Origin of the sequence: Janibacter hoylei PVAS-1 (genome assembly GCF_004025845.1) — a bacterium.
Classification (GTDB): domain Bacteria; phylum Actinomycetota; class Actinomycetes; order Actinomycetales; family Dermatophilaceae; genus Janibacter; species Janibacter hoylei.
The window spans coordinates 255,800-271,616 of the sequence record NZ_PIPF01000010.1 but is presented as its reverse complement, the minus strand read 5'-3'; the positions used below and the strand labels follow the sequence as shown (position 1 = coordinate 271,616).

Annotated in this window: 13 protein-coding genes, 1 tRNA gene and 1 riboswitch; of the genes, 9 read left to right on the top strand and 5 right to left on the bottom strand. The window is 72.7% G+C overall.

The window, feature by feature from the left end; translation table 11 throughout:
• Nucleotides 1–26: 26 nt before the first annotated feature.
• The gene (locus CWN80_RS11350) at nucleotides 27–2,177 is read left to right on the top strand and encodes an acyltransferase family protein (RefSeq protein ID WP_128277301.1); all 2,151 of its coding nucleotides are present in this window, start codon (nucleotides 27–29) and stop codon (nucleotides 2,175–2,177) included.
• Between the two features lie 3 nt (nucleotides 2,178–2,180).
• Here CWN80_RS11350 and CWN80_RS11345 read toward each other — a convergent pair whose 3' ends face one another.
• Together CWN80_RS11345 and CWN80_RS11340 are read right to left on the bottom strand one after the other, a co-directional pair.
• Nucleotides 2,181–3,230, bottom strand: coding sequence for a PHP domain-containing protein (locus tag CWN80_RS11345; protein WP_007927322.1), 1,050 nt, complete (start codon nucleotides 3,228–3,230; stop codon nucleotides 2,181–2,183).
• 4 nt (nucleotides 3,231–3,234) lie between these two features.
• Complete coding sequence (locus CWN80_RS11340) at nucleotides 3,235–4,671, bottom strand: GuaB1 family IMP dehydrogenase-related protein (protein ID WP_007927319.1); 1,437 nt, start codon at nucleotides 4,669–4,671, stop codon at nucleotides 3,235–3,237.
• Nucleotides 4,672–4,711: 40 nt separating this feature from the next.
• Here CWN80_RS11340 and CWN80_RS11335 point away from each other — a divergent pair, with 40 nt between their 5' ends.
• On the top strand, nucleotides 4,712–5,968 hold the full coding sequence (locus CWN80_RS11335) for a DUF445 domain-containing protein (protein ID WP_007927317.1): 1,257 nt from the start codon (nucleotides 4,712–4,714) through the stop codon (nucleotides 5,966–5,968).
• A 29-nt stretch (nucleotides 5,969–5,997) separates the two neighbouring features.
• Nucleotides 5,998–6,672 carry a DUF6891 domain-containing protein gene (locus CWN80_RS11330; protein ID WP_128277300.1) on the top strand — a complete coding sequence of 225 codons (675 nt, stop codon included), beginning with the start codon at nucleotides 5,998–6,000 and terminating at the stop codon, nucleotides 6,670–6,672.
• 24 nt (nucleotides 6,673–6,696) lie between these two features.
• Here CWN80_RS11330 and CWN80_RS11325 read toward each other — a convergent pair whose 3' ends face one another.
• Nucleotides 6,697–7,809, bottom strand: coding sequence for an acyltransferase family protein (locus CWN80_RS11325; RefSeq protein ID WP_128277299.1), 1,113 nt, complete (start codon nucleotides 7,807–7,809; stop codon nucleotides 6,697–6,699).
• Between the two features lie 94 nt (nucleotides 7,810–7,903).
• A complete protein-coding gene (locus CWN80_RS11320) occupies nucleotides 7,904–9,160 on the bottom strand; it encodes an NAD(P)/FAD-dependent oxidoreductase (RefSeq protein ID WP_007927312.1) in 1,257 nt (418 codons plus the stop codon).
• A gap of 107 nt (nucleotides 9,161–9,267) precedes the next feature.
• Here CWN80_RS11320 and CWN80_RS11315 point away from each other — a divergent pair.
• A tRNA-Lys gene (locus tag CWN80_RS11315) sits at nucleotides 9,268–9,340 on the top strand.
• Between the two features lie 30 nt (nucleotides 9,341–9,370).
• On the opposite strand, the gene CWN80_RS11310 is transcribed toward CWN80_RS11315, so the two are convergent.
• Nucleotides 9,371–11,029, bottom strand: a complete 1,659-nt coding sequence (locus CWN80_RS11310; RefSeq protein ID WP_157986931.1) for a S8 family peptidase — start codon at nucleotides 11,027–11,029, stop codon at nucleotides 9,371–9,373.
• A 108-nt stretch (nucleotides 11,030–11,137) separates the two neighbouring features.
• Nucleotides 11,138–11,314: riboswitch (cobalamin riboswitch) on the top strand.
• Nucleotides 11,315–11,353: 39 nt separating this feature from the next.
• Between CWN80_RS11310 and CWN80_RS11305 the strand changes: the two genes are divergently transcribed.
• From CWN80_RS11305 to CWN80_RS11285, 5 genes are read left to right on the top strand one after another with little or no spacing between them, the layout of a single operon-like run.
• Nucleotides 11,354–12,412 (top strand): FecCD family ABC transporter permease, encoded by a 1,059-nt coding sequence (locus tag CWN80_RS11305; RefSeq protein WP_238148209.1) that lies wholly within the window; start codon nucleotides 11,354–11,356, stop codon nucleotides 12,410–12,412.
• Nucleotides 12,409–13,212 carry an ABC transporter ATP-binding protein gene (locus tag CWN80_RS11300; protein ID WP_007927306.1) on the top strand — a complete coding sequence of 268 codons (804 nt, stop codon included), beginning with the start codon at nucleotides 12,409–12,411 and terminating at the stop codon, nucleotides 13,210–13,212. Before CWN80_RS11305 ends, CWN80_RS11300 begins: the two co-directional genes overlap by 4 nt.
• Nucleotides 13,209–14,270, top strand: a complete 1,062-nt coding sequence (locus CWN80_RS11295) for an ABC transporter substrate-binding protein (protein ID WP_007927303.1) — start codon at nucleotides 13,209–13,211, stop codon at nucleotides 14,268–14,270. The genes CWN80_RS11300 and CWN80_RS11295 overlap by 4 nt, the downstream gene beginning before the upstream one ends.
• Before the next feature lie 24 nt (nucleotides 14,271–14,294).
• The gene (locus CWN80_RS11290; RefSeq protein WP_007927301.1) at nucleotides 14,295–15,017 is read left to right on the top strand and encodes an enoyl-CoA hydratase/isomerase family protein; all 723 of its coding nucleotides are present in this window, start codon (nucleotides 14,295–14,297) and stop codon (nucleotides 15,015–15,017) included.
• Between the two features lie 3 nt (nucleotides 15,018–15,020).
• Nucleotides 15,021–15,623, top strand: coding sequence for a hypothetical protein (locus CWN80_RS11285; RefSeq protein WP_007927300.1), 603 nt, complete (start codon nucleotides 15,021–15,023; stop codon nucleotides 15,621–15,623).
• Nucleotides 15,624–15,817: the final 194 nt, after the last annotated feature.

Sequence of the window (15,817 nt, the reverse complement as noted above, 5' to 3'; positions counted from 1 at the left end):
CCCCCTGACCAGCACACGAAGGACCCATGGTGGAGACAGACACGGCGCCCGGCTCGTCCGGACGGTTGACCGAGGGGCTGCCCGAGCGGCGCTTCCGGCCCGAGCTGCACGGCCTGCGCGGCCTGGCGATCCTGCTCGTCGCGCTCTTCCACGTCTTCGGGCACGGCCGCGTCTCCGGCGGTCTCGACGTCTTCCTCGTCGTCTCCGGCTTCCTCTTCACCGGCATGCTCCTGCGCGAGGCCGCGACGACCGGGCGGATCCGCGTCGGTCCCTACATCGGCCGGCTGGCCCGACGCCTGCTGCCGGCCATGGTCACCGTCGTGGCCGTCACGACCGTCGCCGGACTGCTCGTGCTGCCCGAGAGCCGCTGGAACGCGCTGCTGCGCGAGGCCGCCGCCTCGGTGCTCTACGTGGAGAACTGGGAGCTCATCAAGAGCCAGCTGGCCTACGAGGCCGCCGGAGCGGACACGAGCGTCTTCCAGCACATCTGGTCGCTCTCCGTGCAGGGGCAGTTCTACCTGCTGTGGCCCGTGCTGACGATCGTCGCCGTCGTCGTGGCGCGCCGCCTCGGCATGCGCGCCCGGACCGCGATGATCGTCGTCTCCGTCCTCGTCATGGCGGCCTCCTTCCCCTTCGCCGTCTACATGCACCACGCCCAGCAGGCCAACGCCTACCTCAACACCGGCACGCGCCTGTGGCAGCTCGCCTTCGGTGCGCTCATCGCCCTGCTCGGCGCCGAGGTGCTCCCGCGCGCGATCCGCCCGGTCACCGGCTGGATCGGCCTGCTGCTCATCATCACCTGCGGCTTCTTCCTCGACGGCGGCCAGCTCTTCCCCGGCCCGTGGGCCCTGTGGCCCGTCCTCGGCTTTGCGCTCGTCATGTGGTCCGAGCACGACGCCCGGTGGGGCGTGACGCGGGTGCTGCAGCTGCGGCCCTTCGCCTGGGTCGGCGACATCTCGTACGCCTTCTACCTGTGGCACTGGCCGATCCTCGTGCTGTGGATCAGCCACAGCGGACACGAGCGGGTCGGCCTCCTCGAGGCCGTCGGCATCCTCGCGCTCGCCATCACGCTCGCCCAGCTCACGCTGCGCCTCGTCGAGCGCCCGGTCACCGCCCGCCTCGGCTCCCGGCCCGGCCCGGCCATGGCGCTCGGAGCCGCGCTCGTCGTGCTCGTCGCGGCACCCACCGCACTCGGCGCCCAGGCGATCACCCGCCATGAGCAGGACGAGCTGGCGCGTCAGGAGTCGCTCACGCGCGTCGCCGCGGAGGACAAGGTGCTCGGCTCCGCCGACAAGCCGCTCGTGCTCGACAACCCCGGCGCCCGCGACCTCGACCCGGACAGCTGGGTGGACGCCGCGCCCGACGCCGAGCTCATCCCCGAGCTCGGCGTGCTCGAGAAGGACCAGCCCGACTACTACGACAAGCCCTGCCGCCAGCAGGCCGACGGGCCCGGCACGGAGAAGCCGCTGATCTGCGACGACCCCGATCACCCCGAGGGCTCGCCCGGCTGGGAGGAGATGCCCGTCGTCGTCGTCGCTGGCGGCTCGCACGCCGGCCAGTGGGTGCCCGCCTTCGAGGAGCTCGGTCGTCAGCACGGCTGGCGCATCCTCGTCGCCGACAAGGGCGGCTGCCAGCTGACGAGCAACCACGGCCAGTACCCGCGACCGCGCGACATCACCCCGCGCAGCTCGTGCGTCGCCTGGAACAAGGAGATCGTCGACGTCCTCGACGACCTCGACCCCGACCTCGTCGTCACCATCGGCACGACCAGCCTCGGTGCGCCGGAGAGCACCTCGCGCGGCTTCCTCGACAAGTGGGCCGAGCTCGAGGAGCGCGACATCCCCGTGCTGACGATGCGCGACAGCCCCCGCATCCGCAAGCCGCTGTCCGAGTGCCTCAGCCGCACCGACGACCCGAGCGACTGCGACACCCCGCGGGTCGGCAGCAAGAACTACGGACTGGCGGCGACGTCCCCCTTCGTCGGCCTGGAGGGCACCGACGGGATCGGCTACGTCGACCTGTCGGAGTACTACTGCCCGAAGGACACCTGCCCGGCGGTCGTCGGCAACGTCATCGTCTACCGCGACGCCTCGCACCTGTCGTCGACCTTTGTCCGCACGCTCGCCGCGCCGCTGTCGCGCGAGCTGCGCGAGCAGGCCCCCCAGCTCTACGAGTGAGGCTCAGCGCGGGGCGGCCCACTCCCGCACCCGCTCGGCCTCCCAGGTCGTGATGATCCGCTCGAGCGGCACCCCGAGCCGCTCCGCGCGCTCGGCGCCGTAGGCCTTCATCTCCAGCTGGCCGGGCGCGTGCGCGTCGGAGTCGACGGCGAAGAGGCAGCCGATCTCCAGAGCCAGCTCGACGAGCTCGTCGGGCGGGTCGCACCGCTCGGGGCGGGAGTTGATCTCCACCGCCACGTCGTGCTCGGCGCAGGCCTCGAAGACCGCGCGCGCGTCGAAGTCGCTCTGCGGGCGCGTGCCGCGCGAGCCGGTGACGAGACGACCCGTGCAGTGGCCCAGGACGTTGACGCGCGGGTTGGCGACGGCCGCGACCATGCGGGCGGTCATCGGGCCCCGCGCCATCTTGAGCTTCGAGTGCACCGACGCCGTGACGAGGTCGAGCCGCGCGAGCATCTCCGGCGTCTGGTCGAGACCGCCGTCGTCGAGGATGTCGACCTCGATGCCGGACATCACGGTGAAGGCGTCGCCGAGCGAGGCGTCGATCCGTGCGAGGAGGTCGAGCTGCTGCGCGAGTCGCTGCGCGGAGAGCCCGTTGGCGATCCGCAGGCGGGGCGAGTGGTCGGTGAGGACCATCCACTCCTGCCCGAGCTCGACCGCCGTGAGGACCATCTCGTCGATCGGGCTGCCTCCGTCGGACCAGTCCGAGTGCAGGTGGCAGTCGCCGATGATCGCCTCGGTGTAGGCGGTGCCGCCCTCGACGAGCGGGCCGCCGTGCTGTTCCTGCTGGGTGGCGAGGTAGTCGGGCAGCTCGCCGCGCACGGCCTGCTCGATGACCCCGGCCGTGGACCTGCCGATGCCGGCGAGCTCGGTGACGGTGCCCGCCTCGACCCGCTCGCGGACCTCCCCTTCGTCCAGCTCGCGCAGGGTCGCGACGGCGCCCCGGAAGGCCTCGACCCGCCGGCTGTGCTGCCGGGACCGCTCGAGGAGGAAGGCGACGCGACGCAGCGCCGCCACCGGGTCGACCGGGGTCTCCAGCGGGTCGAGGGACCTCACGACGTCACCAGGAGGTGTGCAGCGGTCGGCCCTCGGCGAAGCCGGCCGTCGACTGGAGCCCGACGAGTGCCCGCTCGTGGAACTCCTCGAGCGTCGTCGCGCCCGCGTAGGTGCACGAGCTGCGCACGCCGCCGACGATCTCGTCGATGACGTCCTCGACGCCCGGCCCCTGCGGGTCGACGTACATCCGCGAGTTGGAGATGCCCTCCTCGAAGAGGGACTTGCGAGCCCGGTCGAAGGGGGAGTCCGCCGCCGTGCGGTGCTGCACCGCCCGTGCCGACGCCATGCCGAAGGACTCCTTGTAGCGGCGTCCGTCCGCGTCGACGACGAGGTCACCGGGCGACTCGAGCGTGCCGGCGAACCAGGAGCCGATCATCACATTGCTCGCACCGGCGGCGAGGGCGAGGGCGACGTCGCGCGGGTGACGGACCCCGCCGTCGGCCCACACGTGCTTGCCCATCTCGCGGGCGGCCGCGGCACACTCGAGCACCGCGGAGAACTGCGGCCGACCGACGGCCGTCATCATCCGGGTCGTGCACATCGCGCCGGGGCCCACCCCGACCTTGACGATGTCGGCGCCCGCCTCGATGAGCTCGCGGGTGCCCTCGGCGGAGACGATGTTGCCCGCGACGACGGGCACGTGCGGGTCGAGGGCGCGGACGGCCGCGAGGGCGTCGAGCATCTTGCGCTGGTGGCCGTGCGCGGTGTCGACGACGAGCACGTCGGCGCCGGCCTCGAGCAGCGCGGCGGCCTTGCCGCCCACGTCGCCGTTGATCCCCACGGCCGCGGCGATCCGCAGACGGCCCTGTGCGTCGACGGCGGGGGTGTACATGCTGGCGCGCACCGCCCCCTTCGTCGTCTGGATGCCCACGAGCCGGCCGTCGGCGTCGACGACGGGCGCGACCCGGCGGCGGGCGCGGTGCAGCTCCTCGAAGGCCGCGCGGGGGTCGGCCCCGGCCGACAGGGTCATCGGGTCGGCTGACATGACGTCCAGGACCTGCGTGAAGCGGTCGACCCGGTCGAGGTCGCGCTCGGTGACCACCCCGACGGGGCGGCCGTCGCGCACGACGACACCCGCGCCGTGGGCCCGCTTGCTGATGAGGGCGAGCGCCTCGCCGGCGGTCGTGCTCGGCTCGAGCGTGATCGCGGTGTCGTGGACGAGGTCGCGGGCCTTGACCCACGAGATGACCTCGGCGACGACCTGCACGGGGATGTCCTGCGGGATGACCGTCAGACCACCGCGTCGGGCCGTCGTCTCGGCCATCCGGCGACCCGCGATCGCCGTCATGTTGGCGACGACGAGCGGGATCGTCGTGCCGGTGCCGTCCTGGGTGGTGAGGTCGACCTCGTGCCGACTCGCGACCTCGCTGCGCCTCGGCACCATGAAGACGTCGTCGTAGGTCAGGTCGAACTGGGGCACCAGGCCGTTGAGGAACTCCACGGTGACCAGTGTAGGGAGGGAGATGGGGCAGGATCGCAGGGTGAGCTTCCTGCAGGAGTCCCCCGCCGACGAGCGCCGCCGGGCCGGTCTGCGCCGCATGCGCACCGTGGCCACGGGGCTGCTCGTCCTCGCGGCGCTCGTCTACGTCATCACCCTGCGTCTCGACCACGGCGGCGTGTGGGGCTTCGTCAACACCGCCGCCGAGGCGGCGATGGTAGGAGCCCTCGCGGACTGGTTCGCCGTCACGGCGCTCTTCCGTCACCCGCTCGGCCTGCCCGTGCCGCACACGGCGCTCGTCAAGAAGCGCAAGGACGAGCTCGGACGCAGCCTGCAGGAGTTCGTCGCCGACAACTTCCTCACCGAGGAGATCGCGCGTGACCGGCTGGCCTCCGCGCACGTCGCCCAGCGCCTCGGTACCTGGCTCGGTGGCGCCGACCAGCGGCAGCGGGTGCTCACCGAGGTCGCCCGCGGTGGGACCCGCGCCCTCGAGCGGGTGGCCGACGAGGACGTGCACGACTTCCTCGAGCAGCTCCTCCTGCCGCGCCTGGCGCAGGAGCCGATCAGCCCGATCGCCGGGTCGCTCCTCGAGGGCGTCGTCGACGGCGGCAGCCACACCGGTCTCGTCGACCTCGGCATCGACGAGATCACCCGGTGGTTGCGGGACAACCCGGAGCTCTTCAAGCAGGTCGTCGGTGACAAGGCGCCGTGGTGGACGCCTGAGTGGGTCGACGACAAGGTCATCGACTGGACCTACCGGCAGGCGGTCACCTGGCTCCGCGAGATGCGCTCCGATGCCCGCCACCCGGCACGGGCGGCCCTCGACGACCTGCTGCGGCGCCTGGCGGCAGACCTGCAGCACGACCCCGAGGTCATGGCGAGCGCGGAGTCGCTCAAGGAGCGTCTGCTCGCGCACCCGCAGGTGCCCACGAGCGCCGTCGCCGTGTGGCAGTCGCTGCGCACCTCGCTCCTCGGGGCGATGGCCGACCGGGAGTCCTACTTCTGGCGCCGCGGCGACGAGCTGCTCACGCACCTGGGCGACCACCTCGCGCACGACGCGGCGTGGCAGCAGCGCCTCGAGACCCACCTGGGCGAGGTCGTCGCCTTCTTCGTCAACACCTACGGCGACGAGCTCGCCGAAGTCATCTCGGTGACCGTCGAGCGCTGGGACGCCGACGAGGCGAGTGAGCGGATCGAGCTCTTCGTCGGCCGCGACCTGCAGTTCATCCGGATCAACGGCACCGTCGTCGGCGCCCTCGCCGGCCTGGCGATCCACTCGGTGAGCGTGCTCATCGCCTGACGGAGACGGCCCGGCGCTAGCGTGCCCGCATGGGACTCTTCGACCGCCTCCGCAAGCGCCAGGACCCGACCGCCCCCGCGCGGCAGGTAGCGCAGGAGCCGGCCGTCGAGCTCTCGCCGGACGAGCTCGCCGAGCACGAGTCCGCGCTGCGTGGCTCGGCCCGGGTCACCTTTGCGACGACGCGGATGCCGATGGTGCAGCACGACGACCTCGCGACCGACGCGGCCGCCGAGGGGCTGCCGCTCGAGCGCGCCCGCGAGATCCTGCGCGAGGAGTGGGACCGGCGCGTCCAGCTGGCGCAGGAGCACCGCGATGACGACGACTCCGGCGCGGTGCGGCGGGCCTTCGTCGCGCTCAATGCCGAGGGGGTGCTCGCGGTGGAGGCCCTCGGGTACGACAACGACGAGGGTCACGAGCTCGCGACGGAGGAGGCCGGGGACGTCGGGGCGGAGGGCTACGTCTTCTTCCACGCCCAGGACGTCGAGCGCGTCGTCGACGGACCCGGCACCCTGCACCTGCGGTATGCCGCGGCGCGCTACACGGCGACGTCCGCTGCCGACAAGTACGCCGAGGACGAGGCGGTCGGTCGACGGGTCGTCGCGGCGCTCGAGGACGAGGGGCTCGCGCCGACGTGGGACGGGTCCGGCGCCAGCACGATCACCCTCGAGAGGCTGCGCTGGTACCCGGTGCCGGGCGACGCCTGAGCGCCGGAGGGGGTGCGCTGGGCGTCAGCGGGGCGTGCTGAGCGGCAGCCGGACCTCTGCCCGCTCGACGTGCCGCCGGGGCTGGTCGGCCACGTGGAGGTCGCCCGTGGGTCGGGTCGGCAGCGAGGGCAGCGACACGCGCATCGCGGGGCGCTCCACGAGTCGCCACGACAGCACCGCCAGCGGCAGCACGCAGGCGAAGGAGACGAGCGCGAAGACGGGCGCGGGCACGATCGCGCCGAGGCCGAGCATGCCGAGCACCTGCTGGACGGGCCAGCCGTAGACGTAGAGCCCGTAGGAGTGGTCCTCGCGGGCGGCGATCGAGGTGCGCCAGGTGCCACCGACGTGCAGCAGCGCGTAGGTGAGCGGCACCGCACCGAGCAGGTTGAGCGCCGACTCGCTCGCGACGGTCAGCCCCGCGACGGCGACGACGGACAGGGCCGCGAGGGGGGTCGTCGTGCGGAGCCAGTCACGCAGCGCGTAGGCGAGGACGCCGACGGCGAAGAAGGTGAAGAGGCGCAGGGCGCTCGTGATCATGTGCGCGGCGCCGGAGAGCTCACCGACCCACCAGCTGAGCAGGGGCAGGGCGACCGCGGCGACTGCGGCGGAGGCGACGAGGTGGCGTCGCACCCACACGATGCCCAGGGCGGCGCCGCACAGCAGGTAGGCCGCGAACTCGTACATGAGCGTCCACAGCGAGCCATTCCACATGCCCGGGTTGGGCGCGCCGGCGAGCGTCCCGCCGATCGCGGGGGTGGTCATGACGAGAGCCGCGTTGTCGAGGACGTAGGCGAGCGAGTCGGCGGGGTTCCACCCGTGGCCGCCGATGACCCCGCCGAGCGGCGCCAGCACGAAGCCCGTGACGGCCAGGCAGGCCCAGAAGCCCGGGAAGATCCGCTTGGCCCGCCGCCAGATGTACGTGCCGAAGCCGTTGCGCAGCCGGCTGCCCGCGATGAGCAAGCCGGATAGGGCGAAGAATCCGTTGACCCCGATCGTGCCGAAGCGCTCCATGGCGCTCGCCCCGTAGCCACCGAGCGGCCACGAGTGGGCGAGGATCACCGCCGCGGCAAGCCCGAGGCGGACGGCGTTGAGCGAGTTGTCGCGGCTGGTGAGGAGTGAACTGACGGGGGAGGACATCCCTTCGACCGTAACGAAGAGGTAACGGCCCGTCACATCGAGAGGGGGTGGGAAGGCTCACCCCGTCTCGGCGTGGAGGTCCCAGCCGGTCGGGTCAGCGCAGCGGGTCGAAGGGGGTGAGCTCGGGGGCCGGTCGGCCCGTCGCGATGGTCTGCGCGAGCAGCCGGCCGGTGGCCGGGCCGAGGGTCATGCCCCACATCCCGTGGCCGCCGGCGACGAGCACGCGCGGCGAGCTCGTGCGGCCGATGAGGGGCAGGCCGTCGGAGGTGCAGGGGCGCGAGCCGACCCACTCGTCCTGGCGGTCGTCGAGGTCGACGCCGGTGAGGAAGGGCCGGGCGGCGTCGACGATCGCGGTGATCCGGCGCGGGTCGAGCGCGGCGTCGGGCGCGCGGAACTCCATCATCCCGGCGACCCGCAGCCGGTCACCGAGCGGTGTGCAGGCGATGCGCTGCGCCGGCAGGTAGACCGGCCCGCGCGGGGTGTGCTCGATCGGCACCGAGAAGCTGTAGCCGCGGCCGGCCTGGACGTGCTCGCGCACGCCGAAGGGGCGGGCGAGCTCGTCGAGCCAGGTACCCGTCGCGACGACGACGGCGTCGACGGCCTGCGTGCCGGCCTGGTCGAGGGCGAGGCGCACCCCCTTCGTCTCGTCGGTGATGCCGGTGACCCGGGTGCCCTCGTGGATCGTCCCGCCGCGGGCCCGCACCGAGGCGGCGAGGGCGTCGACGTACTCGCCGGGGTTGACGTAGCGCTGGCCGAGCAGGCGGATGCCCGCCCCGATCTGGTCGGAGAAGGTCGGCTCCGCGGAGCGGACCTCGTCGCCCGTCAGCTCCTCGAAGCCGACGTCCTGCCCGGAGGCGGCGATGTGCTCGAGCTCGGTGAGCAGGAACTCCGTCTCGCTGCGCGTGCGGTAGCCGGCGATGAAGGAGGTGGCCTCGAGGGCAGTGGCGCCCACGCCGCCGGCGGCGAGGTCGTCGAAGGCGGGCAGGGCGTGCCCGTTGATCGGCACGAGCGAGCGCATCGAGCGCGACCAGCGCCGCATCGTGCTGTTGCGGGTGAAGGTCGCGAGGAACTTCAGCAGCCGCGGGTCGGTCGTCACGGGGACGTAGACCGGTGACGCGGGCGAGATGACCGCCTTGATCCCGTAGGAGAGGACCGCCGGGTCGGGCAGCGGGGTCGAGATGCCCGGGGTGATCCAGCCGGCATTGCCCCACGACGAGCCGGCGGCGACGCCGTCGCGGTCGTAGACGTCGACCTCGATGCCGTGCTCCTGCAGGAACCATGCGGTCGACAGACCGACCATGCCGGCGCCGACGACGGCGACTCTGCGGGGGGTGGGGGCCTGGCTGCTCATCGTGTCCTCTCGAGACGGCCCGCGGGGTCTCCGCGGCGCATCTTGCACACTGTGCCCCAGATCACGTTGGTGGGCAAAGCCCTGCTGCGCACTACGCTGTGGCGGCCGGGCCTCTAGCTCAACGGTCAGAGCTGCGGACTTTTAATCCGTAGGTTGTGGGTTCGAATCCCACGGGGCCCACTGTGTGGTGTCAGGTGACGTCGGAGCCGGTCAGCGCACCGCTGCGCCCGCGTCGACGACGCCCTCGCCGAAGATCCCGTTGCGCTGGGTCGTGCCCGCGCACGTCACGCTGCCCTCGTCCGCGGGACACGGCTGGTCGACGGCCGTCTCGAGCAGTCGGGCGGCGACGTCGTCGGGCGACATGCGCTCGCCGTGCGCGCTGATGATCAGCGCCGCCGTGCCCGTGACGTGCGGCGAGGCCATCGACGTGCCCTGGAGCCAGGTGTAGAGGCCGCAGCGCCGGTCGGGGTCGGGGTCGGTCTCGCCGATGCCGTCGGGGCAGCTGCGCACGACCTGCTCGTTGCCGCTCTCGGTGACCCGGCCCTCGTCGTCGACGGACCCCTCGGTCCGGGCGAGGTCGCGGGGGAGGGCGGAGAGGATGCCGCCGCGACCGTCGGGCTCCTGACCGCCGGGGGCCGCGACGTCGATGCGCCCGTCGTCGGGGTCGGAGGTCCAGTTGGAAAAGGTCGACCGGACCGCGCCCTCGTCGATCGACGCAACACCGATGACGTGCTCGCCGTCGAGCGGCATGCGCTCGCACTCCTGCGGGTCGACGGTGCGCGCGTGGGCGTCGTCGCCGTAGTTGGGGCTCGTCTCGTCGGGGCCGCGCGAGCCGACGTCGGCGCCCTCGTTGCCCGCGGAGGTCACGATCGTCACGCCGGCCTCGTGGGTGAGGTCGTAGGCGCGGTGCATCAGCTCGAGGGCGACGTCCTGGAAGTCGGCCTGTTCGGGGCTGTCCCCCTTCGCCCCGCCGGGGCAGGCGACGAGCCAGGGGTCGACGTAGTAGCTCATGTTGACGACGTCGAGCTGCTGGTCGGCGGCGTAGGTGAGCGCATTGACCGTCGGCCCGAGGAAGAAGGTGCCGGAGTCCTGCCCGGCCCGCAGGTCGACGAGGGTGATGCCCGGCGCCACGCCGGTGACGCCGAGGTCGTTGGCCGCGGCGGCGATCGTGCCGGCGACGTGCGTGCCGTGACCGCCGTCGTCGACGCCGACCGGGTCGACGCAGCTGTCGACCTCGCACGAGCCGTCGATCTCCGGCAGGTCCGAGACGAAGGATCGTGAGAGGCCGGTGTCGAGCACGGGGGCCAGGTCGGGGTGGCTGCTGTCGACGCCAGTGTCGATGACCCCGACCCGCACCTCGCGTCGGCCGGTCGTCACCTCGTGGGCGCCGGCGGCGTCGATCTCCTCCAGGCCCCACAGCCACCCGTCGAAGGGGTCGCCGCCCTCGGGGGCGTCCGGGGGTGCGGGGATGTCGGTGGCCGGTGTCAGGTCGCCGTCGCTCGGCAGGGGCACGTGGGGCGGGTGCCAGTTGGTGCTGCGGTCGGTGACGGCGGCGCTCACGCCGTCGACTCCCTTCGCCCGCTCCGCGACGTCGCGAGCGGTGCTGCGCAGGGTCACCATGCCGATGCCCGTGTTGATCGAGGTGAGGTCGAGACCGTCGGCCTTCAGGGCATCAGCGACGTCCTGGGTGTCGGCCGGGTCCTCGACGACGACCACCCAGTCGCGGCCCCCCAGCGGCGGGTCGAAGGTCTCGACCGTCGTCTCCCGCGGCGTGCTCACCGGGGCCGACGTCGACCCGCTGGTCTCCGGCGGGTCCTCACCGCCGACGAGAGTGCACCCGCTCACCGTCAGGGCGAGTGCCGTCAGCACCCCCACACCACGACGTGCCCGCATCGGTCGTCCCCCTTCGTCGGTCCGGTGCACTGAGTCTAGGAGGCGAAGGGGGCAGGCCCGCAGGAAGCGCGCCTGCCCAGTGGCCTAGGCTGGCCCCGAGCCAGACGCACACCAGTGCAAGGGAATCCGGTGAGACTCCGGAGCTGTCGCGCAGCGGTGAGGGTGACTGGCGGGGTGCAAGCCACTGGGCGGTGAGGCCTGGGAAGGAACCCCGCCGGGTCGACCCCGAGTCCGAAAACCTGCTGGCTCGCTGCATCCGCACGGGTCTCGCGATTGGGCCCCCGAGGCACCTGGAGCCGCGTGTCCCACGACCGTCCCGGCGGGCGTCGACTGCCCGTCACGCCCCTCTTCGTCGCCCTGCTGCTGGCGACCGCCGTCAGCGCCGTCGCCTCGCTCGCCTTCGGCTCCGAACCGCTCTCGGTCTCCGGTGTCGTCGACGTGCTGCGGGCCCGCCTGTCCGGGTCGAAGGGGGCCGACCCCACCTACGACACGATCGTCTGGGAGCTGCGCGCCCCCCGCGTCATCATGGCCGTCGTCGTCGGCGCGGGGCTGGCGATGGCCGGGGCGTGCATGCAGACGCTCGTGCGCAACCCGCTCGCCGACCCCTACCTCCTCGGTGTCTCGGCCGGCGCGGGCGTGGGCGCCACCTTCGTCATCGTCATCGGCGCCTTCAGCGGCCTGGGCATCTGGGCGCTGTCCTTCGGGGCGCTCGGCGGCGCGCTCCTCGCGACCGCCCTCGTCTTCGGGATCTCGATGTGGCAGGGCGGCATCACCCCCCTCCGGCTCATCCTCACCGGCGTGGTCATGTCCGCCGCCTTCAGCTCCGTCTCGAGCTTCCTCGTCTTCTTCAGCGCCGACCCGCGAGCCACCCAGTCGGTGCTCTTCTGGCTGCTCGGCAGCCTCTCGGGGTCGGTGTGGCAGCAGATCCTCCCGTCGGTGATCGTCGTGGTGCTGGCCATCGCGATCCTGCTGGCGCTGCACTCGTGGCTCGACGCGCTCGCCGCTGGGGCCGACGTCGCTGCCGGGCTCGGCGTGCCCGTCCGCGGCCTGCGGATCGGGCTCTTCGTCCTCACCTCGGTCCTCGTCGGCGTGCTCGTCGCCGTCTCCGGCGGCATCGGCTTCGTCGGGCTGGTCGTCCCCCACCTGGCCCGCATCGTCGTCGGCGCCCTGCACCGTCACGTCCTGCCGATCGCCGCCGTGGGCGGGGCCCTCTTCATGCTCTGGGTCGACGTCGCGGCCCGGGTCGTCGTGCGGCCGCAGGAGATCCCGCTGAGCGTCGTCACCGGCCTCGTCGGCGCCCCGATCTTCCTGCTGCTGCTCGGCAGACGGCACTACACCTACTCGGGAGGTGGCGAATGAGCCACCTCACCTGCCGCGGCCTCGCCGCGGCGATCGACGGCCGCACCATCGTCTCCGGCGTCGACCTGACCGTGCCCCGCGGCTCCATGCTCGCCGTCGTCGGGCGCAACGGCAGCGGCAAGTCCACGCTCATCCGCGCGCTCGTCGGCCTGCGCCGGCCCGTAGCCGGAAGCGTCCACGTCGACGGCGCCGACCTGACGACGCTGCCGGCGCGGCAGCGCGCCACCCGGGTGGCCCACGTCGGCCAGGAGGACGCCCCGCCGGAGGACCTCCTCGTCGGCGAGATGGTCGCCATGGGCCGCATCCCGCACCGCCCCCCGTGGGCCGTCGACGCGAAGGGGGAGCGCCGCCTCGTCCTCGACGCACTCGACGCCGTCGGCCTGGCGGACAAGGTCGACCACCCCTGCCAGCACCTCTCCGGTGGCGAACGCCGTCGCGCGATGCTCGCCCGCGGCATCGCCCAGGGCACCGACCTGCTCGTCCTCGACGAGCCGACCAACCACCTCGACGTGCACCACCAGATCCAGCTCCTGGAGACCGTCCGGGCGCTGGGCCGGACCGTGGTCGCGGCCGTGCACGACCTGCAGCTGGCCGCCGCCCACTTCGACGAGGTCGCCGTGCTCCACGACGGCGGGCTCCACAGCGTCGGTCCTCCCGCCGCCGTCCTCACCCCCCAGACCGTGCGTCACGTCTTCGACGTCGACGCCCAGCACCTCGTGGACCCGGCGACCGGCCGGGTGCACCTCGTCCTCGGAGCCGGCGCCCCGCCGGCCGCCAGCCACCGGAAGGCAGCCTCATGACCCCCCTTCGCGCAGCCCGCGTCAGCGGAGCACTCGCCCTCACCGTCGGACTGCTGGCCGCCTGCGGCGACGACGCAGGCACCGACACCACCTCCGCCGGGGGGGAGGTGACGATTTCCAACTGCGGCACCGACGTGACCTTCCCTTCGCCCGCGGAGCGGATGTACGTCGGCGGCGACGGCAACCTGCTGTCCATGGTGCTCTCGCTCGATGCGCAGGACCAGGTGGCCGGCGTCAGCGGTCTGAGCGACACCAAGGAGGCGCTCTCAACGGCCTACGGCACGGACGTCGTCGATGCCCTGCCCGTGGCGACCACGGACTACCCGACGATGGAAAACGTCATCGCGCAGAAGCCTGACGTCATGCTCGCCGGCTGGAACTACGGCTACTCAGAGGAGAAGAAGCTCACCCCCGACCTCTTGGCGGACCGAGACATCGCCGGATACGTCCTGTCCGAGAGCTGCCGTCAGGCCGACGGCAAGCGGGGCACGATGCCCCCGTGGGAGGCGCTGTCGGCCGACATCGACAACCTCGGCAAGATCACCGGTCGCGAGGAGGAGGCGAAGGAGGTCAACGCCGACATCGAGGCGCGGCTCAAGGCCCTGCAGGCCGCGCCGCAGCCCAACGAGGCCCCGACGGTCTTCCTCTTCGACTCCGGCACCAAGCAGATCTTCACCTCCGGCTCCTTCGGTGGCCCGCAGGCCATCATCGAGGCGGCCGGTGCCAAGAACGCGACGGCCGATGTCAAGGACACCTGGACCGAGGTGTCGTGGGAGCAGCTGGTCTCCTCCGACCCGGACTTCTTCGCCTTCGTCGACTACGACGGGCAGACCTTCGAGGACAAGGTCAAGGTGCTCAAGAGCAACCCGGCGACCAAGGACCTGCCCGCGGTCAAGGAGGAGCGCTTCCTCAACCTGCCGATCCCGGCCTGGACGAGCAGCCCGCTCAACATCAACTCGGCCGAGCAGCTGCGGGTCGCCCTCGAGGAGCACGACCTCGTGCCCGAGAGCGACATCGAGCCCGAGCACGACCTCCAGCCGACGACATCGAAGAAGTGAGCGGCGGTGGCTAAGGTGCGTGGTGTGGGAGTCACGTACGAAGCATCAGACCGGCTGGCCCAGATCGTCCTCGACCGTCCCGAGGCCGGCAACGCGCTCGACCTCGAGATGGCGCGGACACTGCGCAAGCAGATCGAGCGCGCCCTCTCGGACCCCTATGTCGACATCATCACGCTGACCGCCAACGGCAAGGACTTCTGCCTCGGCTCGGACACGCGCGATGCCGAGGCTGCCGACGACCCGACGACCGCGGTCTTCGAGCTGGCCGCCGCGCTCGAGGAGCTCTTCGCGCTGCTCAACTCCTCGACCAAGCTCGTCCTCGTCGGCGTCCACGGGCGGGCCATGGGGTCCGGTCTCGGGCTCGTCCTCGCCGGTGACCTCGCCTTCTGCGCCGACGACGCCAGCTTCTGCGTCGCGCCGAAGGGCGGCACGGGCGCCCCCGACCCGGGGCTGGCCTGGCTCCTGCCGCGCGCCATCGGGCAGCAGCGGGCGCTCGCCTTCGGGCTCGGCGGCCGCACGCTGGACGCCGTGACCGCCGACGACTGGGGCATCGCCGAGATGGCACCCGACGGCGATGTCACGGCCGCCCTCAAGGACGCCGCGGACAACCTGGGCGGCAAGCACCTGTGGGCCAACTCCGAGATGCGCCGCCTGCTGCACGCCTCCTGGGAGACCTCGCGCACCGAGCTGTCCCAGTCCGAGGCCGTGACGCTCGTGCGGGCGCTGCTCATGCGCAGCAAGGACTGACCGGTGGGCGACCCCGGTCGGCCGCGACGTCCGCTCCACTTCGGGCCGGATGCCATGGAGGCGCACGGCGGCACCCTCCCCGACCCCGCCGAGACCGCCGCGGCCGCACACGCGGCCGCCCAGACCGTCGTCGACGCCGGCCGGAGCACCTCCTCGCCGGAGACGACGGCCCGGCTGGTGCGGCTCGTCGAGGACCTCGGCATCGACACCCTCGCCCAGCTGTGGGCCGACCGCCCGGCGCGCAGCCTGCCCGGAGCCCTGTGGCGCGTCTACGTCCTGCGGGCCTGGATCCAGCGCCGTCCCGAGGTCGCCGCGCGTGAGTACGCCGCCGGGCTCGCGGTCGCCGAGGTGAGCCATGCCATCGCCGGCGTCGTCGACCCACCTGGTGCCGTCGAGGTCCGCGCGCTCTCCGACCGGATCCTCGGTGGCGTCTTCGACGGCGACCTCGCCGTCGCGCTCGAGCGGGCCGCAGCCTTTTGCCGCGTCGTCGCCACCGGGCGGGCCCACCTCGACGACGGCGACGTGACGACCGCCGCATCGATGATCGGGACCGCCGAGGACCTCGAGGCGTGTGCCCGGCTCTGGCGGGCGGGGGCACTGTCCTGACCGGGTCGTCCTGACCGGCCGGGGGAACAGATCCGGCCACCGCGTGGTTACGCTGGTCTGGTGCACCGGGTCGCGGTAGCCCCGGGTCCCAAAATACGCCGCCACGAGCGGCCGTGCGCCGTGAGGCGCTCCCGACCCGGTGCATCCCCGGTGTCTCGCGCGTGAACGCCCGATGACGCGTGGATGGCCCAGCG